The organism is Rhodococcus sp. NPDC057529 (assembly GCF_042802055.1).
In the GTDB taxonomy this organism is placed as follows: Bacteria; Actinomycetota; Actinomycetes; order Mycobacteriales; family Mycobacteriaceae; genus Rhodococcus_F.
Map to the genome: position 1 here is coordinate 1 of NZ_JBHVEY010000046.1, position 21,725 is coordinate 21,725.

Annotated in this window: 12 protein-coding genes; 7 read left to right on the forward strand and 5 right to left on the reverse strand. The window is 64.2% G+C overall.

Going from position 1 to position 21,725, the window contains the following annotated elements:
• The first annotated feature begins 143 nt into the window (after window positions 1-143).
• Window positions 144-347 (forward strand): cold-shock protein, encoded by a 204-nt coding sequence (locus ACFU5V_RS41755; RefSeq protein WP_005242781.1) that lies wholly within the window; start codon window positions 144-146, stop codon window positions 345-347.
• An 854-nt stretch (window positions 348-1,201) separates the two neighbouring features.
• On the opposite strand, the gene ACFU5V_RS41760 is transcribed toward ACFU5V_RS41755, so the two are convergent.
• The 5 genes from ACFU5V_RS41760 to ACFU5V_RS41780 form a co-directional block, all read right to left on the reverse strand.
• Window positions 1,202-1,570, reverse strand: a complete 369-nt coding sequence (locus ACFU5V_RS41760; protein WP_378707121.1) for an Lsr2 family protein — start codon at window positions 1,568-1,570, stop codon at window positions 1,202-1,204.
• A gap of 636 nt (window positions 1,571-2,206) precedes the next feature.
• On the reverse strand, window positions 2,207-3,835 hold the full coding sequence (locus ACFU5V_RS41765) for a hypothetical protein (protein ID WP_378707123.1): 1,629 nt from the start codon (window positions 3,833-3,835) through the stop codon (window positions 2,207-2,209).
• Window positions 3,836-4,182: 347 nt separating this feature from the next.
• Complete coding sequence (locus tag ACFU5V_RS41770) at window positions 4,183-4,746, reverse strand: hypothetical protein (protein WP_378707125.1); 564 nt, start codon at window positions 4,744-4,746, stop codon at window positions 4,183-4,185.
• 330 nt (window positions 4,747-5,076) lie between these two features.
• Window positions 5,077-6,117, reverse strand: a complete 1,041-nt coding sequence (locus tag ACFU5V_RS41775) for a hypothetical protein (protein ID WP_378707127.1) — start codon at window positions 6,115-6,117, stop codon at window positions 5,077-5,079.
• Window positions 6,118-6,294: 177 nt separating this feature from the next.
• Window positions 6,295-6,534: a hypothetical protein gene (locus tag ACFU5V_RS41780; protein WP_378707129.1), complete on the reverse strand. Its 240-nt coding sequence runs from the start codon at window positions 6,532-6,534 to the stop codon at window positions 6,295-6,297.
• A gap of 638 nt (window positions 6,535-7,172) precedes the next feature.
• On the opposite strand from ACFU5V_RS41780, the gene ACFU5V_RS41785 reads away from it, so the two are divergent.
• Genes ACFU5V_RS41785 through ACFU5V_RS41810 form a run of 6 tightly spaced genes read left to right on the forward strand, consistent with a single transcriptional unit; the run spans window position 7,173 to window position 21,681 of the window.
• On the forward strand, window positions 7,173-7,472 hold the full coding sequence (locus ACFU5V_RS41785; RefSeq protein WP_378707130.1) for a hypothetical protein: 300 nt from the start codon (window positions 7,173-7,175) through the stop codon (window positions 7,470-7,472).
• 14 nt (window positions 7,473-7,486) lie between these two features.
• On the forward strand, window positions 7,487-10,168 hold the full coding sequence (locus tag ACFU5V_RS41790; protein ID WP_378707132.1) for a hypothetical protein: 2,682 nt from the start codon (window positions 7,487-7,489) through the stop codon (window positions 10,166-10,168).
• A 52-nt stretch (window positions 10,169-10,220) separates the two neighbouring features.
• Entirely contained in the window at window positions 10,221-13,823 is a 3,603-nt protein-coding gene (locus ACFU5V_RS41795; protein WP_378707134.1) for a tubulin-like doman-containing protein, read from the forward strand.
• A gap of 1 nt (window position 13,824) precedes the next feature.
• Entirely contained in the window at window positions 13,825-16,536 is a 2,712-nt protein-coding gene (locus ACFU5V_RS41800) for a hypothetical protein (RefSeq protein WP_378707136.1), read from the forward strand.
• Window position 16,537: 1 nt separating this feature from the next.
• Window positions 16,538-18,919 (forward strand): hypothetical protein, encoded by a 2,382-nt coding sequence (locus ACFU5V_RS41805; protein WP_378707138.1) that lies wholly within the window; start codon window positions 16,538-16,540, stop codon window positions 18,917-18,919.
• Window positions 18,916-21,681 (forward strand): hypothetical protein, encoded by a 2,766-nt coding sequence (locus ACFU5V_RS41810; RefSeq protein ID WP_378707140.1) that lies wholly within the window; start codon window positions 18,916-18,918, stop codon window positions 21,679-21,681. The genes ACFU5V_RS41805 and ACFU5V_RS41810 overlap by 4 nt, the downstream gene beginning before the upstream one ends.
• The last annotated feature ends 44 nt before the right edge of the window (window positions 21,682-21,725 follow it).

Below are 21,725 nucleotides of genomic sequence, written 5' to 3' on the forward strand. Positions count from 1 at the left end.
ACCAGCAAGACCCACCACCGAAAACGCGCCTGACCCCCACCAGTGGGGCCGCAATTCATGCCGATCACTGGGGCCAGATCACTTGACGAAACTCATCGGAACCTCGATGTGAGGGTCCGGATCGAGATTGAGGGAGTATCGGCATGGCGCAGGGCATTGTGAAGTGGTTCAACGGTGAGAAGGGCTTCGGTTTCATCGCACCCGACGATGGAACTCCGGACGTCTTCGTGCACTACTCGGAGATCTCGGGCAGCGGTTTCAAGTCGCTCGATGAGAACCAGCGTGTGGAGTTCGAGGTCGGCCAGGGGCAGAAGGGCCCGCAGGCCACGAACGTACGCTCTGTCTGACCAGTGTCACGTGGGGACCGCGTCCAGTGGGTGCGGTCCCCATTTCCTATCGCCGGATTGGTCCCCGCGGTTGAGCCTCAACAAGGGGGTCCGCAACCCGTGGTCTCGCCGATCCGGACTAGCGCGACTGATCGCGCGGCGAGGCGGGGTTCGTTCACGCGACGTCCAGCACATCGCCTTTTTGTGCAGCGCTAGCCGCCCAATAATGGGCGGCAGAGTGTTCGCTCGTGAACTGGACGATTGCGGTACGACCATCGACTTGCGAGTCGGCACCTTCGTTTAGCGCATCCGACGGGACGTTGGTGTCGGTCGGTCCCATCGCCGTGCGGAGTGACCCCGTCCGCACCAGTGTCGATGCCAGTACCGCAGGTCACCGAGTGGCCTCACCGAGACGGCGGCCGGAAATCCACGTTTCGGTTGGTGCGGCGGCGAACCGGGCGTGGCCGACGGCCATCAGGCGTTCGATGCTGATTCGATGTGTGGTGAATGCGGTCGGCCGGATGCGGTTTCGGTACATCATGGCGGTGGCGTAAGCATGTGTGCGCTAGAACAACGCCGCCGAATCGATGAATAGGCGTCGCGATTACTTATCGATCGGGCTGTTCAGAATGGGTCGGATTCTAACGAGAGTCCGCGAAGGAGATCGGGGCGGTTACTCGATTGACAAATCGCTCCCCGGAAGGACGGGGACTGGTCGGGATTGCTCCAAGACCTGGCATGCGCGTCGAATGGCAAGTCTTAGAGCAGGGGCTTCTCGCAGACATGCCACCCGCACTCCCGCCTCGTCCCTCAGCCTCCCACTCCATCCACTCGGCCGTCGAACTCAACTAACAACTGCGCTCTCCTAGCGGTCGTCAGTGAGCAGCGTTGTACGCATCCGCGATATCGGTAGGAATGCGCCCGCGGACACCAATGTCATAGCCCTGCTCCCGAGCCCATTCCCGCACCGCTCCCACGTGGTCGCGCTCCCGGCGCACAGGCTTCCGATTGACCTCATCACCCGACGTGAGTGTGCCCGCGGATCGATTCTTGCGGCCACCCACCTTCGTGGCGTGATCGATGTAGTGATCGAGTTTCTTGTAGAACTCTTTTGCATTCTTCGCCGACAAGTCGATCTGGTACTCGATTCCATTCACTGAGAAGGCGATAGTTTCACCTTTTCCCTCCGCAATGGGAGTGCCGTCGATATCGTCGACGTGTTCGACAACTATTTGGCGCGCCATTCCAACTCCTTTGTCCCTTTTACAAACCAACTCTACGTCCAATCGGTGATGCGTGCTCAGCCGAAATGCTGCACTCCACTGCATGCATCGAAAATGACAAATCGGACAGAAAATCTTGGCTGAAAGGACATCATCCACCGGACGGGTCAACTCTCGAATCTTCGGCGTTCTGAGTCCCGCGAGGAAACAACTCACTGTAGAGGAGGCCAGTCGGGTTTCGGTGGACGAAAACCTGCCTCGGACAGATCCACCGTGGCTCGACTCAACCGACCTACGCATCGGTAAGCTGCGTCAGTGGATGCCCGCAGACCCCTCGGCGCCGCGACGGAACGTGCGTGACCACATTTGCCAACCGGCGGTGTTGACGGCGAAGTCGGCGAGCGCGATCACGATCGACACGATGCCGATGACTCACGATTTCATCTGGTAATGCATGCCGGATCCGTTGTGCAAGAGAAAGGACCGGAGCAATGGAAGGGCCCGGCTTCGCCACGATCGGCGTTGAGGCGGGCGATTGAACTTGACAATGCAGGGACAGCGGTGGCGCGAAGATGAAAAAGGATGACGTCTGGCACGTCCCGTAGGTCCACGGCCCGATCGCAGGTGGGAGGCGCCTGGTTCGCCCTCCTCACACGGTTAGGTGACCGAGGCCAGGGATTGTGTCCGCGCGGCCCAGGATTCGAGATCTGCGACGCCCCAGAGTTTATCGACCGCGGATGCGCTGTTCACCGTGGGCTTCAGGCCGCCCAGCAGTTCATACTGCATCCTGGCCCGTCCCAGGATCGGTCGTATTGTGTCGGCTGTCACGATGCCCGACAGCGATGCTGCGACCGCGCTTAGTACATGGGATCCAGGGTCGGTCAACAGCACGGTGAGAGTCAGCACTGAGGAGACCGTTTGGAGGAAGCCGCGGGCTGTCCAGGCTTGGTGGCCGTGTTCCGCTTTGAGCGCGGCCTGAAGGTCGGCCCGCGCTTTGCCGTTGCCTGCCTTCACTTGCTCGTTGAGTTCGGTCAGCCGGGAACGGAAGACTTCAGTCTTCTCACGCGCTGACCTCAGAACCTCCGGTATTTCCATGGGTGTGCAGGATTTCTGGAGAATGTAGGAGGCGAAGAAGGGCACTTCGAGGAACTCTGGTTGCTCTCGTATGGCGGGCCCGATCTGGTTGCCGAAGACGTCGGCGAGTTCTGCTGCGGCGGCTGGAATCCGTAGGAGTTGGGTGATCTCGCCTCGCGTGGCGTCGCTGAGATAGCGGAGTATGGGAATGCGGGGAAGGTTCGCGGCGTATCTGACGCCCAGCACTTCGGCCAAGTTCGTGTTGAACAGTGCCCGCGCGTTACTTGTCTGGGCGAGAACCGAGCGCTCCTTCTTATTACTTGAATGTCGGCGTCCAGAACGAGATTGCGCCATCAGCAGTTCTTCCTCGCGGGCCAGAGCGTAGCTGTCGGCGCTGGCGATATCCGACAGGAGAAGGTCGGTCGGGCTCCGCCAAGAAATGTCCGGGTAATCGGCACTCTTGCCCTCATCTGGGTCTCGGAGCAACCATGCCGGGTCGCATGGCCGGGCCAGGATCGTCTCCCATGCTCGGACCAACGCCTTCTGCTGCTCGGCTGTGCCGAGTCGACCTTTGCGGAGGTCGTTGAGCCAGGGAACTGTGCGGCCCTTGTAGAGAGCCCGCAAAGAATTGCGGATGTCGCCGAGCGCGGCGTAGTCCGCGCCGGGCTCAGCCGTGGATTCAATCGGTAGCTCGATGAACAGATCCGGCCCGAAAACGGTCTCAAGCTCGCGTAAGCTCACCGTTGGATTTTCGAGGTAGCAGACCGTGTCGTAGACGCATAGCGTATTGAGGAGCGTCGCGAGATCGAGAACGGTCATGGGGGTAGCGGGGACATCGCCTCCGCTGATGAGCCCCATGGCGCTGGCGAGCGTTGTGGTGTCCACAAGGGCGGCTCGCCCGGCGATGTCCTCCGCCTGGCCGAGACAGATTGTTCGCCACTGACCAAGCGGTGATTCGCCACCGTTCACCAGATGCTGGAGTCCTTGCACGCCTTGCGGCCAGCGAGTGGGAGCCTTCATCCGCTTGGCCGCCAACTTCACTGCAGCGTCGGTGCCCGGGTCCAGGTGTCCACTCAGACGTTCCACGACCTCGGTTGCGTCTTCGTCACCCAGGCGGGCACGCGCGAGGGTGGTCCATTCTTGAGGGAGTGTGATCCGTCCATCGAGCGGCGGTGCGGCCGCGTACTCCGAGATAAGTCGATTCAGCTCCACACAAGAACGGTACTGAAGGCGATCCAGTCGGTCAGGCAATTTCTGCGGCAGTCGCCGGTTCACTCACGAAACATTCGAGCGGGTGGGTGGTCCAATCAAGCACCGCCTTGTACATCTCGAGGGCGACGCTAGCCGTCGAATCCTGTGATCCACAGCGTCCGGTTGGCCTGAGGATCGTTGCTCGAGAGTCCTGGCCAGGCCCACGACCGAACCGGTCGCTGCTCGCTGGTACTGACCTCGATCAAAACCTCCTCTTCGCGCCCGAACCCAGATGCCTGTTGCCGGCCGGGATAAATGCTTGAGCCAGTGAGTGGTGATCAATACACACGGAGAACGTCCTCGCCGAGCTACTTGTTGTGGTACCGCGAGTACAGGCACTTACTTTCGTCGAGTAGCTGATCGGCGAGAGCGGCCGCTGCTCGCTGCCAGGGAAGGCCGGGAGGGAACCCAGGGCTCGATACGAATACCTCCGTGGACAGACTGACCGCCCGGCCTTTGAACATGGCATGAGTGGCGTTGTCGAAGAACACATCGTTCTCGAACCGCCGTTCGAGTTCTGCCAGAGCCTGTCCCGATGCCGCCTCCAGGGTGCGGCGGTCGACGTAGACCGTCATGATGTAGCCGTCCACGACGCCGTTTTCGATGATTGTCGACATGCACGCACCCTCGACGGCGCCGACATTGACGGTGAACAAGCGACGTCCTGCCCCGGTCGAAGGTAGGCAGCTGATCGACCAACCCACATCGATCGTATCCTTGGGATGCGCGATCGCGGCGTCGAGATAGGTGCGTGCAACCGCCACCGCGAGTTCCAGGTCGTAGGACTCTTTTAGTCTGAAGTAGTTGTCCTCGGTGGCGGAGGGGTAGGCGCGTGGCACGTGACGCTCGTCCTTCACAGTGGTGGGATTCACGCAAGCGTGAACACGGTCGTTGCGATGCTGTGCCAGTCGGTCGGTAAGGCGCTGCAGGATCGGAACCGAACAGTGATCCAGTGTGATTCCTGACGGTTCTTCGGGGTAGTCATTCAGGTGAATGTCATTTGGCCGGTCTATATGCGGCGTCTGCCTTTTCGGGCTCTCGCATGGCAATGGTTGTTTTCACGAGGTGATGCGCCGGTAGCTTCCGGGTGGCTACCGTGCTCAGGGTGATTCCGGCGCCACACTGTCCGGCATGTCGAAGAGTTTGGCCCGTCTTGTCGAATGTCTGCTTGCGGCGGGATCGGAACGCGTCGCTGGTGTGGTCTATCGGTCGGTGGGTTCGAGTGCGGCCGCGGCGAGTTGTCGGCAGTGTGAAGGTTTGTAGGCGGACTGACGTTTGCGCATCAGATCGAGGTTGAATGCTGCGGCGGCTCCGCGAACGTGCTTGGACCTCAGGGCCGAGCGGAGATGACGGATGTCGTCGATGAACAGGCACTGTTCGAATGCGCCGCCTGATTTGTGGGTGTAGTCGTCATCGAACATCACTCCGCGTGCTGCCAGGAGTGCCCGGCCCCACCTGCCGCTCGGAAGGTGGCGCTTGTCGACGAACACCACTCCTCTGATCATGTCCGCGTCGTCGGAGACGGCGATGTAGAACGTTTCCAGTGCGGCCATCGAGACGCAGAAGATCCGTCTCCGGTTGGAGTTGGGGAAGCAACTCACGGTCCAGAAGGTCGCTTCGGTTCGTCGCGGGAATGGAATGCACTGGGCGGCATACAGGCCGAGTGCTTCTACGATCTCGGGATAGCGGGGGTGTTCTTGAAGGCGTCGGAAGTCACTGTCATGGGCGGCGAGTTGACTGGGACCCAGTTCGATCAGTCGTGACTGGTCGTGGGCGTTGACACTGGTCGGGTCATGCAACCATGCATTCTGTTCGGATTCGGTGATCAGTGCATCGAGGGTCGACGGTCCGACGTGGCCGCTGGCGTGTTCACGGTTTCGGACGACTAGCGCTGCGAGTTGCGCGTCGCGGACTAGTTGCCGCTCGGCCTTGCGTCGCTCTGGTTCATCGCCGGGGTGTGGCAGGAAGCGGAAGATCTGCACGTCGGGGTGTTTCTTGAGGTGGTGCGGCAGTCGGTGGGCGACATCCTTCGCGATGCCGATGTATATGTCATGGTTAGCGCACTCGAACAGGTAGAGCCCGCACCGCTGGGTCGGGAAGTCGGTCTTGAACTGGGTCAGGCCGTCACGGTTGAACGGGTACGTTCGGTCGCTGTACCCCTGTGCAATAGCCCACTTCGCAATGTCGACGTTGCTCGACCATGTAGGTACGAGATCATCACTGGGCGAATCCGTTACCACCATGCGCGAATCGTACGAGGGGAAGTCGCCGGGGCCTTCGTTGGGCTTCCGGCCAATGCAACTCCATATCCGCCGACGCAGGCTCGGTGACGCTGAGCTTGGTTAGACAGCGGCCGCCGAATGCACGAGTCCGCGAACCTGGAGGCCGCTGTCGGCTACCTAAGCTGGCCGATCTAAGAGTTACCGTCGCCGGGGCCGATAGATTGGAGTGGCCCAATGGGCCGCTCGCTTGAGCTGCGAGTCGTCGATCTCGAAGTAAGCATCGATGTCGGGTGGTAGCGGATCGCAGGGGCAGTATCCGTTGGCTGGACCCGCGTAGGTTGAGAGCACGGGTCCGCCCTTGACGACGAACACGTCCGGATAGATCTCGCAGGCAAAGCCCTGCGCATTGGTGAGGTGGGTGGCCTTGACTTCGTACATGTGCGTTCCTTCCGGGTGAGCGTCTCGGGTGGACCCGATGACGTCAGTTTCGGACCTTATTTGGTGTGCGGTGCTAGTTCCCGCCGCAACACATGTATGCACTCCGGTGTAGGGGCGGCGGCGAGCGGAATCAGTCGAGCGTCGGTGATACCGGCTGGTCGAGTGTGCTGACTTGGTCATTCGACGGGGGAGTCGACCGCGCGTGGTGCTTCCTCGACGATTGTGAGCAGGCGGGTGCGGAAGTTGTGTGGTGCTTGTGTTCCGGAATCGACCATGGGGAAGTGCTTGGTTTCGCTGCTCCGTTTGCCGCGGGCTATGTCGTTTGCATGACTGACTGCGCAAGTCTGCGACTGGTGAAATACTGACGGCAATTTTCTACTTTCAGGGGGGACGAGTGTCGGACATGGTCGCCGAAAAATCTGTGCGAGGATGACTTACGGGCCTGGTCAGGGGCCGTTGCGCCCATTTTCGCGTACTCAGGAGATGTCACGGTGACCCCACCCTCGGACCCGTTCGCTTCCGATCCCTTCGCCGCCCGGTCGCCGTCGTACCTAGGCGGGTTACCGGCCCAGCCTTCAAACACACCGAGTGCGGGTGGCACGGGTCCGGGCGCATCCGGTGGTGGGCGAGGTCTGACGGTGGCGACCCCGCCTATCTGGCTCCTTGCGGTAGCTGGTGCGGTCGCCGCGCTCGGTGTTGTAATCGGTGTTTTGGCGGGCGGTTCTGGTCCGCTGGCCATTGCGGGTTGGGCTTTGGCCGGTCCCGGTGCGATCGGGGTGTTATCGGCGTTCACCTTGCTGGACACGAAACGTCGGGCTGCCCCGGTGTATATGCAGCCGACGTGGATCACCGCGGTGTATTGGGGTGTGCTGGTGGTCGCTGGAGTCGGAATTGTGATCGGTGCGTTGCGAGTCGCAGATTGGGTGGGCCGGCTGTGAGGATCTCGATACGGATGGCGGTGGCAGCTACCCTCCTCGCCTGCGCTGCTGGCGGGGCAGTTGTCAGTCCGATGACAGCCGCTGCCGCTCCATCGGGCACAGCGGTCACCGACTTCGGTGCCTGTCTGGCGTCTCAGCGTTCGGGCGACCTGCTATTGATGATCGACGAGTCGTCCAGCTTGCAGACGTCCGACCCAGGTGCGGCGCGTGTTGCGTCGGCGGAGTACCTGGTCGGACAGCTCGCCGCATTCGAGAATTCGTCCGGCGTCGACTTGAATGTCGCCGTCGCAGGGTTCGCCGAAAGGTATTCCGTCGATCTTGAGTGGACTGCGCTTGACGACGGGACGTTGCCTGCCATCAACGGTGCGCTGGACGGATTCCGCACTCGCAACCAGGGCATCGATACCGACTACTGGTTGGCTTTGGACGGCGCACGCGAGACCCTTGCGGCGCGGACCGCGGGCGTCGACGGTGCCGGCTCGTGTCAGGCCGTTGCGTGGTTCTCGGATGGAAAGATCGATTTCACCTCACGCGGGGATACACGCAAACCCTATGCGCCGGAGATGTCCCTCGACTCTCAGGCCGGGGTGGATCAGGTGGTCAGGACGGCGACGGAATCGATCTGCCGGCCCGGTGGGGTCGCCGACCAATTGCGTTCGTCCGGTGTCGTGCTTTTCGGTATTGGTCTCGCCGCGGGGACGGCGTCGCCTGCAGATTTCGACGTGATGAGGTCGATCGCGACGGGTGAGCCGTCGGGCTCCACGACATGTGGGGCGATCTCGTCGCCGAGCCCGGGCGACTTTTATCTGGCCCAGAACATCGATGAGTTGCTTTTCGCTTTCGATGCGTTCAGCACGCCGGGGCAGTCACCGGTGGCGCGGGAAGCGGGAGTCTGCGCTCAGATCGTGTGTGAGGAGGGTAAGCACCGCTTCGTGCTGGACCGGTCGATCGGTAGTGTCGCGGTGCTCGGGTCGGCCGATACGGAGGGGTTGATTCCGACCCTGGTGTCGCCGCTCGGGGATCAGGTTCCGTTGCCGGACACCGGTCAGGAGGGGCGAACCGATATCGGTGGCGTCAGCATCAACTACCGGTGGCAGTCGCCCCGGACGATCTCGATCGAGATGACGAATGCTTCGGCGCCGCAGTGGCAGGGTTTGTGGTCCCTGGTTTTCGTCGACCCTGCCGGTTCGTCATCGGCGCGCTCGAAGTCGAACATCCATATCTCGGGCAATCTGTTTCCGGCGTGGAAGGGGCAGCACACCGTCGCGATACATAGCGGCGAGTCGTCCGTGCCGGTGGACCTTGCCATCGTCGATTCTGTGCGCTCCGAGGTCGATCCGGAGGCACTGCTCGGTAAGGCTGCTCTGTCGGTGGTTCTGATCGGGCAGGATGGTCAACGGCGCACAGTTGCGTCCGGTATTCCGAAAGACCGGATCGACCAGCCGGTGATTCTTGACCTCACTGACGTGCCAGCGGGCCAGGCGACACTTCGCCTCACATTGGATGTCACCACAGCGGATGCGACGACGGTGTCTGGACAGACCGAACCCGGTACGCCGCTGGCTCCGCAGTCGGTCGACATTTCGCTCGCGATTGCTCCGCCCATCGGTTTTCCCACGCTGCCGTCCAAGATTGACTTCGGCACGGTCGAAGGTTCCGGACAGTTCGGTGTGGATGTGCCTGTCACCGGTCCCGGGTGTGTGTGGCTTCCCGAATCACCTCCGGCTTCGGTGCTGGCGTCGCCGGACGGGGCCGGCAGCCTTACTGTCGCCTCCTCGACGGCCGGCGCCGCCGAATGTGTTCAGGTCGAAGAGGGGCAGACCGGGTCGATTCCTGTGTCTTTGTCCGTTCCGAACTCGGTCAATGGTGTCGTCAATGGGTCCGTGTCGTTGATGGTTGCGCCTGCAGGCGAGCTGGATCGAGCGCTTCCGGTCGATGTGCCCTTCACCGCTGCGCTTGAAAAGCCGCTGGATAAGAGCAACTTCATTCTTGCGCTGGTCGTGGCTCTTCTGCTCGGCCCGGGGATTCCGCTGCTGCTGTTGTACGGCGGGAAGTGGTTCACGGCGCGGATACCTGCGCGCACGCTCAAGGCGCAGCAGTTCCCTGTCACTGTTTCGGGAGCCACGGTTCTCCGTGATGGTCGGCCATTTGCGCTTACCGATCGAGATCTCATCGAGGTCGTTCGGGGGCTTGAGTCGCCGGCGCGGCAGCTCGACATCGGGGGCCTGGTGTTGAGGACGCACGTTGGTCGCTCGCCCGTCGGGGCGGGGTTTGTGGTGGTTGAGTCCGGTGCCCGAGCCGGGGCATCGGGATCGACTCCGTCGATGTTCGGACCGGGGCCTCAGGCGAGGTTGCCCCTGGCTGTGCACAACACCTGGTTTGTGCTCCACGACCTGGCGGGTCCGGCCGATGCCGCCACCGTGGTCCTGCTCGTCGGAGACGACGCGGGGCCGACGGTGAGAAGCGGACTGGTCGACGACCTGCGGAGTCGGTTGCCGGGCGTCCTGTCGGATCTGCGGGCGCGGGCAACACCGCCATCGGGATCGCCCGGCACGCCGGCGCCGAGCGGCTCAGCGGATTCGTTCGATCCGTTCGGGGGATCTCCGCAGGGTTCATCGCCGCTCTTCGGCGGCGGGAGTCCGGGCGTGGCCCCATCAGACCCGTTCGACCCCTTTCGGGGCGGAAGCAATCGATGACGCACTCGGCGACAACGACAACCCGGATCGACAACAAGGTGGAGGGTGACCAATGAGGCGATTTCTCGTCGTCGGTTGCGGTGGTTCAGGCGGAGCCACACTGGCCTACATGATGGATCAGCTGCGGTCGGACCTGGCTGCGCATGGCGTGAACGACATTCCCGCTGGTTGGCAGTTCATTCATCTGGATGTCCCGACCGCGCCGTCGCACGGTCCGGATGGCATGGGGAATGTGCGTGACCAGGGTGGCCAGTATGTGGGCACCGGTCCGCAGAGTGACAGCTACAACGTTCTCGACAACGCGATGAGTCAGCAGTTCGCCGGCAAGCAGAAGCTCGACACGATCGCGACGTGGGCGCCGCGCAATCCTGCCACCGTGCACACCCCGCTCAGCACGGGAGCGGGTCAGTTCCGTGCGTTGGGCCGGATGATCACGCTGAGTCGGGCTGTGACAGTGCGTGAATCGCTTCAGCGGGCGTGGGAGAAGCTGTTCCTCGTCGATACCGAGGCCGAGATGCGCAATCTCGATGTTCCCGGCGCGGGGAAGTACGACTCGGCCGAGCGTCCGGTTGTTCTGGTGGTGTCCTCGATGGCCGGCGGCGCCGGCGCGTCGATGGCCCTTGACATCTGTCGACTCCTCACCCTGATTCCCGGTGTCGATCCACGCCTGATGGGTGTGTTCATGGTGGCACCCGACATCTTCGACGGGCTGGACGCGTCGGCTACCACCGGAGTGCGGGCGAATGCCCTGGCGATGCTCGGGGAGATCGTAGCCAGTCAGACGGGGTCCGCTCGTGACCACGACGTGTCGATCCTGCGGGCACTGGGGCAGCAGAACGGTGAAGGTGAACTGATCCCGTTCGCGCGCGTGTTCCCGGTCGGCCGGTATGTCGGGGCCGAACGGACCTTGTTCGGCGACGGCACCCCGAATGCGGTGTATCGAGGGCTGGGCCGTGGGCTGTCCGCACTGATGATGAGCGTCTCGGCAACGCAGCAGTTCGTCGAGTGGGACTTGACCAACGGTGGTGGCCTGCCCGGCAGCCGCGAATACCTGGGTTGGGGTAACGAGATCTGGGATCCGTTGCCGTGGGGAACCTTCGGGTTCGCGAGCCTGAGTATGGGGCGCGATCGCTACGCCGAGTACTCGGCCCAACGATTGGCCCGGAGCAGCGCCGACAAGTTGCTCCGCGGACATGTGCAGATCGGGAATCCGGCGTCGGAAGACGAGCAGGCCGGTGCGATTCTCGACAACCAGTGGGGCAACATCCGCGCACGGCTCGGTCTGCCGGCAGTCTCGGCAGGGTCGAACTTGCCGTTGGACATCGGCAACTGGGTGACCTCCACCGTCCTCCCGTCGAGTGACGCGCTCACCTTGTCGGCGCAGGTGGTGGACGGCGAACTGCGTGACTACATCCCCTCGGGCAACGGCCTCAATGCGTCCAGTTGGGTACCCGAGGTGAACCGCGCGTTGAGTGTGCGGCGGGCCGCGTTGCTCTCGGGTGCACAGAGCGCCGCGTACTCGTGGGCCTATCGCTGGCATCTCGACTTCGCCCGCCGGCTCGAGGGGGTCGTCGCCACGGCGATCGCCGAGCTCGGGTTGCCGTATGCGACGGCGTTGGTCAAACGGGTGTCGCAGTACATGCAGAACGACATCTTGACCACGACGCAGGACATCAGCAAGTACGCGCCGCAGGATATCGCCGCTCCTCCGGAGGACGTGCGAACCACCTTGGCGGCGTTGCGGGGCAACATCGCCAACTCCAACGAGATTGTTCACAGCGCCCTCGACGGGGCGCGGCGGACGGTCGAGCGGCAGATCTACGCATCGTTGTCAGCGCATCTGAGTGCGGCGGCGGGTGCGATGGTGGCGGAGGTTTTCGATCCGCTGATCGCGGCGCTGAACGAGTCGCACACACTCCTGCGGCAGGCGTCGCAGGAGCAGACTCGTGACCTGGGGCTGGCGCGGCTGCAGACCACGCAGTATGCGGCGTGGCCGTCGGACAGCGATGAGCGGGTGCCCAGCCGGTTCGCGGAAGCGAACAACGAGGTGATGTTGACAAGCTCCACCGATTTCAAGCAACGGTACGAGCTCGACCTGCCCGCGTCAGTGGGGTTGCAGAGCGTCGATCAGCGCGGTTTCGGTGAGTCGGTGGTCCGTGCGGCCGCGCGGGTGATCACGGGGCAGTGGCAGACCCTCGACGGGACGCGAGCACCGGGGGAGGAGTTGCCGCTGGTCGAACGGATCGCGACGTGGCGGTCGCGGGTGTTCCCGACTGATCCCGGGACGGGGGAGTCGATCATCTCGTCGCCGTCCAAGTACGACGTGCACACTCGGCCCGCTGAGTTGCTCTCGCGTGCTCGTCTGTATGTGGCGCGCACGGGCGAGTCGTTCGACAAGTTCTGTTCGGTGTCGTTGCAGGAGTTCGTCACCGGTGTGGGTGCTGCGGAGTCGGAACTTGCCGGTCGTCACCGGGACGTGGTCTCGAAGTTCGGGCAGGCCATCTCGCTCGCGAAACCGTTGGCGAGCGTGAATGAGCAGGCATTGCAGGCTATTCACGGCGACCGCCAGATGGAGTATCGGTTCAAGTTCTCGTCGGTCCCGTTCCGGGGGTTGCAGGTGGGTGAGGATCTCGTCGCCGCCCTGGATGAGGGTTCGCGTATCGATGAGAAGACGAAAGAGGTCCTCAAGAATGCGCTGAGCGACGAGAAGCAGATCAAGCGGATCGACATCTTCGGGTCCTACCCCAACTATTCTCCGTTGGCGTACAACTCGGTGCTCGAGCCGGCGGCACGGCAGTGGCTTGAGTCGTCGCCGTCCCAGCGGAAGGCGTTCTGGACGATGCGGCGTGCGCGTCCGCTAGCGGCGTCACTGCCGATGCACGTCGCTGAGCGTCGGGCTCTGGTGGCCGGGTGGATCCTCGGCCAGATCCTCGGTCGTATTCATCTGCCCCAGGCGCCGTTCGTGGAACCGGCCCGGATCTGGGATGAGGAGGCGGGGCGGTGGCTCGAGTTCCCGAACCCGCTGCTGACCCCTCCGTCGGAGTTTTCGGCGGACTACGACTGGCTGCCCGCGGTCCTCGAATCGGTGCTGTTGGCGATGGCGCAGTCGCATGAACCGCCGGTGATGTCGTCGATGCTGCCGTACCGGGCCCTGCGGCGAATCTATGACGGATCGGCGGAGGACGAGGTCAGCGGCATCTTCGGGCTGTCGGCTGCCACACACCTCACCGAATGGCTGCGAACGGGCGCCACGAATACGGGTGTGGGATCGAGTGTCCCGGAGACCGGCGACACGGTGACGGTGCAGGAACGTGCCGAGCGAGTGAAGTTGTCGTTGCAGGAGTCGCGGGACTTCGCGGGCCGGCACTACATGCCACCGGGGTCCGGCGGCGCGATCGGCGAGGCGGGAGCCGTCGGAGGTGGGGTGTTCTCCACCATTACCGTGCGGGCTCAGGCGTCGAAGACCCCGATCTTCAGGGACGTCGCCCCCGATGTCTTCTGGGCGACCGGGAAGCTGATCTCTCTCGTCGATGAGTGTGCTGCGGCGGCGCTCCGCCCGAAGGCTGGTGTGGACGCCGCAGTTCCGCAGCCGCCCACCTCAAGTTGGCCGGCCTCCGGTGACGTATTCGAGATCCCCCAACGAGGAGCGATCTGACATGTCCGAACTGACCGTGTTCCTGGCACCCCGCGGCATCGCGGAGGGGGTCAAGGACGTCCTGAAGGATTTGTCGGCTGCACGGTTGATCGAACCGTTCATCTGGATCGACGGCGACGGGGCGACCAAGAACCCGGTCGAGGCCGTGCGGGTCGAGTCGGGCACCGAATACGACACGACACTGCAGGATGTCGTGTCCGCACGCCGCATCGATGTGCTCCGGCTCGGTGTTCTCGTCCCCGTGATCGGCGGAGAAGCGCCGCTGGACACAACCGTGGAACGACGAATCGCGGAGTTGGCGACCTCGACCTCCGGCGGCGCGCGCATCGTCCGTGTCCGGCTTCTCCTCGCCCGCCCGGGTAGTGTCCCCATGCCCGACGCGGTGTGTGCACTCGATGGTTGGCACAACGTGCTTATTGCGCCCGAGGACGCACATGGTCCGGGCATGGGACATGTGGCACTCGGTCCCGCCACGGGCCCTGCCGATCTGGGCAGGTTCGCGGCTCCGGTGGTGGCCGGCGTGACCGGTCTGTGGAGCGATGTCGAGCACGCCCCGCTCGATGACAAGCCGGTCCTTCCCGGTCACCTGGTGCGTTTGGCCCGGTCGTTTTATCGGCGTCTCGACACGGCGGTGGCGGAGGATTCGCTGCGGAGCAAGATCCTCGCGCAGGAGGGTGGTTTTCCGCTGCCCCGCGAGAACGGTGCCCCGGTGACCTATATCAACGACGTCTCGCTGGCCACCCGATCGATGGCGGACGCGCTGTGGCGCAAACATGCCAGTGTGCTTCGGGGCCCGCGGTTGGCGTACGAGGTGGTCGATTCGCAGCGGGTCGGTTTCTGGGAAGCGCTGCGCATGTTCTTCTCGTTCCTGTGGGCGGCACTGCGCAACGCGCCGTCGGCGTGGTACGCGCGAGTGGTGAACAGCGTGTCCACGGGCGTGGCGAATGCGGTGCACGCAACGGTGTTCGGGGCCGCGCCGTCTGCGTACGAGGTTGTGGTCAAGGGCCGGACATCGCAGGGTGATCGGGCAAGCTGGTCCGAAATCGGTTACGCCTCCGAGCAACTCGGTGGAACCTTGGATTCACCTGGGGACGAACAGCATCATGCGGCACGGGTGGACCTGTCCGATCTGTGGCAGGACTACAGTCGAGCGGCCCTGACGCTCGCGGACGCCGGTGCACGATCGGCGGATCTTCCTCCGGTACAGGTGGGTGCCAGTCGAGGAATCCTCCGACGTGCCTCCGATGCGGTGCCGGGTCCGTCCGAGCGGTTCGACCAGATCCCGGGAATCGTGGCAGCGACGGTGGGAACCCACAGCGTCGACGCCACCGACACGCTGGGTATTCGTGAGCTCCGGGACAAGCTCGGAACTCTGGATCAGGACCCCAACATCGGTTTGGAGGCCCGGCGGACGGGCGCCGCACTCGATGAGTGGCAGCGGCGGGGCTCCAACAGTTTCGGTGCCGTGGTCGGCCAGCGTATCGCGGGACAGTTCCACGCGACGTTCCAAGAGGTTCGGGAGCTGCTGGCCCGGCTGCGAGCAGCGAGTGACGAGCCGGTCGAGGGTAGTCGGCGTCATACAACCCTTGCGCGGTGGGCGCAGATCACGTTCGTGGTGCTGGTGTTGGTCATTGCGGTGTCGGCGGTGGCCATTGCGCAGGACTGGTTGGTGTGGTGGCAGGGCGCTCTGGTAATCCTGACGGCGATCGTGCTGTGGATCGCCGGGTTAGTGATCGTTTTCATGCGGAGCCAGCAAGAGCTGTTCCAGCAGTTGAACAAGCGCAAGAAGGGGATCGCCGATCTGGAGGTGGACCAGGCCAATCTTCGCAGTGGGCTGCGTGACCTCGATCGTCTCGCCGGCGCGTACAGCCAGTACCTGGTGTGGAGCCGGGCGCTCGGCGCGTTCCTCGCCGAACCGCTGGGACCGGATGACGTCCGCATCTCGCACGACGGCCGAATCGCCTGGGGTCTGCCGAAGAACACCGCGATCGGGTACGCATCGCCGCACGCTGAGGAGGTCTCGACCGCGGCGGAGTACCTGCGGCAAGACCTGTTCGGCATGGGTTGGCTGACGTCGTCATGGGAGCGTCTGCTCGGTAGCGCGGGCACGTCGCTGGGGATCGACGGCCGCGACATCGCGGCGAATCCCGCGATGCTGTGGTCGGAAGCGGGGAGTGGATCGGGCTCGCCGCTCGAGCGGTGGTCGTCGACGCTGTTCGACGGGACCCTGACGTCCACTGGCGCTGCCGTGATGTGGGACAAGGCTCGCGCCAACCTCTTGGGCCCGAAGTCGGAGCTGGTTCGTTCCCTGGTGGGAACCGTAGCTGTCGAGGTCGACGGCATGACCAGGTCGGCATCGATCGACGACTTCATGGCGGGGGTCGGGGAGGAACGCCCGGGTGGCCGGGCGGACCATTTCGATCGAGGGATGTTGACCGATTCGGCGACCACCGGGGGACTCACCGCAGTGAAGGACGACGTGCGGACCCGCTCCTACGCCGGCATCGGATCGGTCAGTGTCGTCACGCAGTTCAGCGATGGTTTGTCGGTCGACAACCTTCAGTTGGTGCAGACCGCGGGGGTCGATGTACCGGTCAGCGGATGGGAGGTGCCGCAGTTCCCGACCGCGCATGCGGGTGGCCGTGCACCGTCCGGATCGGCGGGGCTCGACAGTTTTGAACCACCGCGGGCAGAAGAGGGTTTCAGGTTCTGACATGGCGAGCGATAAGCAGGTCCGGCGAGAGACCGCGTTGTTGGAATGGTCCCGTGCAGCTGGTGGTCTCGGCTTCGCCGTGCCCACCGAGGACGAGGTGCGAGGGATCGCGGCGAGTCAGGACACGTGGCGGTCCGAGTCGCCGTCAGCGGCGGCGGTCGACTGGGCCGACACGATCGTGCATATCCTGCATCAGATCAAGTTTGGGATGGATCCTTTCGAGGTTGTCCGCCACCTCCCGGACGACCTGCTGATCCCGACGAGTGGCCCGGTTCGTCGCCAGCCCCCTGCCCCTGCCCCTGCTGCCCCGACCCCGACCCCGACCCCGACCCCGACCCCGACCCCGACCCCCGAGCCTGCTCCCGAGGTCGAGCCGGAACCGGTGCGGACGCCGATCGACGCCCTGTTCGCGTGGCGTGCCCTGCAGATCGCGAACGGTGTCGAGTACGCGGAAACCATCAAAGACGCCACGTTTCACAATCTGGTCAAGTACGGCCACACCTCGGTCGAGCAGGTCCGCCGTCAACTGCGAGGTCCGGCAACCGCGCTGGCCGAAGAGATCGCAGCGATCCTCAGGTCCTTCGCTCAGCCGAGCGGTGAGCCGGCCCCGACCGGGACCGCTCCCACCCATGGGGCCGCCGATACCGGGCCAACACCTGCCGCGACGGAGACCCCGGGTGCCTCGTCAACTACGGGAGTGTTGGATCGCCTCATCACCGAAGACTTCTGCGAATACGAGTACGGCGAGACCGACATCGTCCCGACCGACCTGAAATTCACGAAGACCGCGGACGGATACAATTTCTCCTGGGCTCCCCACATGTCCGGCACGGCGGTCACCCTGTACCGCATCATCTCCGGTGAAGGGTCCGTCCCACACAAGCCCGAAGCCGGTGACCTCGTCGGTGTCACCGTCGAGACGACATGGGAGGACGCACGGTTCTTCGCATCGGCAGTCCGAAACCTGCAGGTCTGGTGTCACGCGGGAGCCGACGTCGACGATGCCCGCAAACGGCAACCCATCCTGATCGCCCACGGCGAGATCGTGAGCCCCGTAGCCGATTTCGTGCTCACCGAGGACGAGGGCAGGGTGATCGGCCAATGGAACGTCTGGTCGGGAACCCAGGCGGTGCGGATCCACCGGATCCCGCTCGGGACCGGGTCGCCGGTGGTGCACGACCCGCGCAACGAAATTTGCTCCGGGCAACCCAATCTCACGGGGTTCGTGGACCGCGACGTCGAGCGTGGCGCCCGATACCTCTACCGGGCGATGTCGGAGGTCGTCGTCAACGGCGGCACCCGGCTGTCGCAACCGGCGCAGGGCGAAATCTTGGTCTCGGTGGTGCTGGAATCGGTCGACGACCTGACGGTGCAGTCCGAGGATGTCGGCGACATCCTGTATTTCGACCTGATCTGGACCGATCCGTCGGCGGGGCGCGTCGTCATCTACCGCACTGAGTTTCCGCCGGACGCCGGATTGCAGGACACCGAAGTGCCCGAGGCGTCGCTGGGACCTCAGGGGCTGACCGAGGAGACCCGACTGGCGCATCCCGCAGTGGCCGGCGAGGGCCGCACCTCGCGGATGGTGGGCGTTCCGTGGCCGAGCGGGTGGGATCGCGCGTATCTGACGCCTGTCACCCTGCTGAACGGCACCGCACGGGTCGGCACCACCACGGTCCAGACCCGGCCGATCGCCCCGGTCAGCAACGCGCGAATCATCGAACGATGCAACAAGCAGATCGTCACCTTCGGCTGGCCCAAGTCGGCGGCCGCGGTCCTCGCCTACATCGGACCGATGGGGCTGCCCTTCGATCAGGTCTCACCCAGCGCCGATGCGGACGAAATTTCCGCGCGCCAGTACCGGCGGGACGGGGGGCTGTCGCTTCGATCGACCCTTCCCGCCGGCGGGTGCTCGGTTCACCTTGTACCGATTGCGTTCTCCCGAGGTGAGCAGATCGCCGGAACGGTGACGTCCATCGAGTACAACGGGCTCGTGCGAATGGCGTACATGCTGCGGCGCGACGACAGTCCCGGCGCGTCGTCCTGGGTCTCGCTCCATGTGTTCTGCGCCGAGGATGTGGAGTCGCCCCCGCCGCTGGTGCTGGTGTTCAATCGGGATCGCCTGCCGCTCAGCTCCCGCGACGGCAACAGTGTGCCGCTGCGCGGTGCCGGCGAGGATCGACCGGTCATGCAATGCGTCCTGCCCCGATTGTCGAAGGGCTGGGCCGACACGGGCTGGAAGGCGGACCTGACAGGTCACTCGGGGTATGTGCGGCTGTTCGTCGACTCGAATCGTGCCCAGCTCGGTGCCAGGAGATTCGCGATGCTCGACCCCGCGGTCTCCACCCTGAAGCTGGCTCCGGGTTCGGGGTCGTCGGCATGAGCTCTGTTCTCCCCGACCCGATCGGGTATCCGGACAGCGTCGCCGCCCGGAGCCGGTTCGGCGAGCTGACGTACACCTCGTTCGACGACGGATCCGGGTCCGGCGGTGGGTGGCAGGTCAAGAGCGCCGCCGGTGACCTGTCCGACCGAGAGCGTTCGGTGCTGACGGCATGGATTTCCACTCGATTTGACCTCGAGCCGCCGCTGCCGCGGTTCCCGACGCCGGCGGATATCGACGGACGGCCCGCCCGGTTGATGTACACGGCGGTCGAAGGTGGTGCCGCGTATTGGCACACGGTCGATGCCGGGTTGGATGGATCCGGGCGCCCCGGCAACGTGTTTGCGCACGTCGTGCTGGATCGGGATGTCGGCGTGTCGACGTCGCCGCTGCGACCGGTCGAGCTGTGGAAGTGGTCAGGGTGGCTGACACCGTACGGTGCCCGGGCCGTGCTGGAGTCCTCGCTTGCGCAGGCGCGAGTGCCGGTGCCGGACGGGCCGGTGACGCGGTCGCAGGTGATCGCGTTCCTGGACGATCCCACGGTGTTCCGTGTCGGCCTTTTTCAGGTGCTTCTCGATGCGGTTGCCGCGGCGATGTCTGGTGGTCCGTCGGTGGTGCTGACGGTCAGCGAAGCGGACACCGCGGTGATGTGGATCGGCGCCGTGAGTTACTTCATGTCACCTGGTTCCGCCCGGCGGTTCGCGTGGTCCACGCACGACAGGGCGCATTCCGTGGCCGAGGACATCCGGCGGGGGCTTCATCTGATTGCGGTGCCGGTATCGGAACGTGACGGTCTGAAGGCGGATCCGTCGTTTGTGGTGATCGACGAGTACGAGGAACCGAGCCTGGGGATGCTTGGGGCGGAACCGCACGTCGCCAGGGACGGGTATACGACGGTCGCGGTCTCGCCGTGGTCGATGCTTGCGCAGTCGATCCTGATCGACGCGGGTACGGCCGAGCAGGTGCTGGCTCAGCAGGACGATATCGCTCACGAGGTGGGCGATGTCGGGTTGTCGCCGATGTGGCCGCTGGCGATGGCCGTGGCGTCCACCGCGGCGGTGAGCGATGGTCACCAGGAGGCCATCAAGGTCATCCTCGAGGATTCGCCCCGCCACGTGCAGGAAACGCCGAGGCTTCTCGATCAGGTGCGCGGGATCTATCGTTCAGCGGCACCGAGACGGGCCGGCGAGGCGTGGCGGCTGCTGATGCAGTTGGACGTGCGGAATGCGTATGCGTCGATGGCCGCGGTTCATTATTTTGAACGTGCTCTCGAGGACGAGGAATGGCTGTTCGGCCCTGCCGTTCCACCGGTGGTTCCGCCGCAGTTGGTTCCGCAGTGCTCCGATGAGGTCACTGGTGTATTTGACACCGCCGTCCGGGGTTTGCTGGAGTCCGCGCGGCGCCCTGACGTCGATGAGGCCGGGTCCGAGGAGTTGCTGTTTCGCGCGCTGCGGGTCGCCGGGCTCGCGATGGTGACGTTGTCGTCGAGTCCGTTGGCCACACAGGTGCAGGACATGTTGTCCGAAGTGCTCGAGCGCGCACGGGTGGATGTGTTGTTCGATGATGTGCGCGGGGGTGCGTTCGTTGCCCGTGTCGGCGAGCTTTCTGTGGGCACGCTTCGGGATGTGGTGCGCCCCGTGGTCGAGGCGGCGCCCAACATGAGTTTCGGCGATTTCGGGGGCAGGCTGAGCATTCCGGTGCTGCGGTGGCTGTTCCCGCGAGAGGCCGCGGGCCCGGAGGATGCCGATGCCGGCGAAGCCGAGAGCGTGCTGTTTGCCGAGTATGTTCATGCGGTCCTCGTCTCGGGCGATGGCACAGTCCCGGAACGAGAGCGCGTTCTTCCGTATGCGGAATCGGCTGTGCGTCACCTGTTGCGTGCCGATCAGCGGACCGAGGCGGCTGCGCATACAGAACTGGTGACGCTGACCCGAGTTGCGGCGCTGACCATCACGGATGTGGTGGCACTGTTCGGTGAGTTCGGTGACCGTGTTCCCCCCGGTGTGGCGGCGGATCTGCTGCTGCGGTGCGAATACGACTCGGATCTGGTCGATCTGATCAACTGTGTGGCGCGGGATGGTGGCGTTCTGTCCGATCAGTCGTCGGTTGCCGGTCCGGATCGGATCGCAGTCGCCGCTGCGTCGATTCGTGGGATCCGGGACTGGGCGGTCATCGATCAGACCGCGCTGGAATCGCTGGTACACACCCATCTCGAAGTGATGCTCCCCGAATTCGATCTTTTGAGCGAGGATTCGATCCCTGTCGACGTCGCGATCAATGTGTGTGTGCTCGTCATCGCCGCCCAATCCATGGGGTTGCCCTGGGTGGGCGCCGGAGAATCGGCCCGCCACGTCGAGTCGCTGTTCGCCACCCACGCGAGTGACATCGTCCCTGCCGTTACCGAACTCGTGGCCGGCGGTGCGTTGAGCATCGACTGGATCGTCGCGCAGGCCATCCTGATTTCCCTGACCCCGCCCGCCGCTCAGATCGACGACTCGCATTTTATCGGGGTGATCGGCACGAACCCGCACGGACACTCGCAGGGGCCGCTGTGGTTGGACGATGTCACGGAGAGACTGGTGCAGAGCGGCAGATACGCCGGGCCCCGAACTCCCGCCGAGATCCGCGACGCCATCTGGTCCGACGTGCGGAACATGTCCGCGGCCCGTGGCGAGGCAACGATTCTCGGCTATGAGCCGGTCGCGGCGCAATGGCTCTCGAAATGGGGAATCGGATCCACCGAAAGGCAGAACACATGGGTCCAATGACGATCCGCCGCACTGTGTGTGACGGAAATGCGCACAGGCCGACA

Excerpts from the sequence above, each read along its gene's own strand:
- ACFU5V_RS41755 (WP_005242781.1), top strand. The coding sequence starts at position 144 with ATGGCGCAGGGCATTGTGAAGTGGTTCAACGGTGAGAAGGGCTTCGGT.
- ACFU5V_RS41760 (WP_378707121.1), bottom strand. The coding sequence starts at position 1,570 with ATGGCGCGCCAAATAGTTGTCGAACACGTCGACGATATCGACGGCACT.
- ACFU5V_RS41775 (WP_378707127.1), bottom strand. The coding sequence starts at position 6,117 with ATGGTGGTAACGGATTCGCCCAGTGATGATCTCGTACCTACATGGTCG.
- ACFU5V_RS41780 (WP_378707129.1), bottom strand. The coding sequence starts at position 6,534 with ATGTACGAAGTCAAGGCCACCCACCTCACCAATGCGCAGGGCTTTGCC.
- ACFU5V_RS41790 (WP_378707132.1), top strand. The coding sequence starts at position 7,487 with ATGGCGGTGGCAGCTACCCTCCTCGCCTGCGCTGCTGGCGGGGCAGTT.
- ACFU5V_RS41795 (WP_378707134.1), top strand. The coding sequence starts at position 10,221 with ATGAGGCGATTTCTCGTCGTCGGTTGCGGTGGTTCAGGCGGAGCCACA.
- ACFU5V_RS41800 (WP_378707136.1), top strand. The coding sequence starts at position 13,825 with ATGTCCGAACTGACCGTGTTCCTGGCACCCCGCGGCATCGCGGAGGGG.
- ACFU5V_RS41805 (WP_378707138.1), top strand. The coding sequence starts at position 16,538 with ATGGCGAGCGATAAGCAGGTCCGGCGAGAGACCGCGTTGTTGGAATGG.
- ACFU5V_RS41810 (WP_378707140.1), top strand. The coding sequence starts at position 18,916 with ATGAGCTCTGTTCTCCCCGACCCGATCGGGTATCCGGACAGCGTCGCC.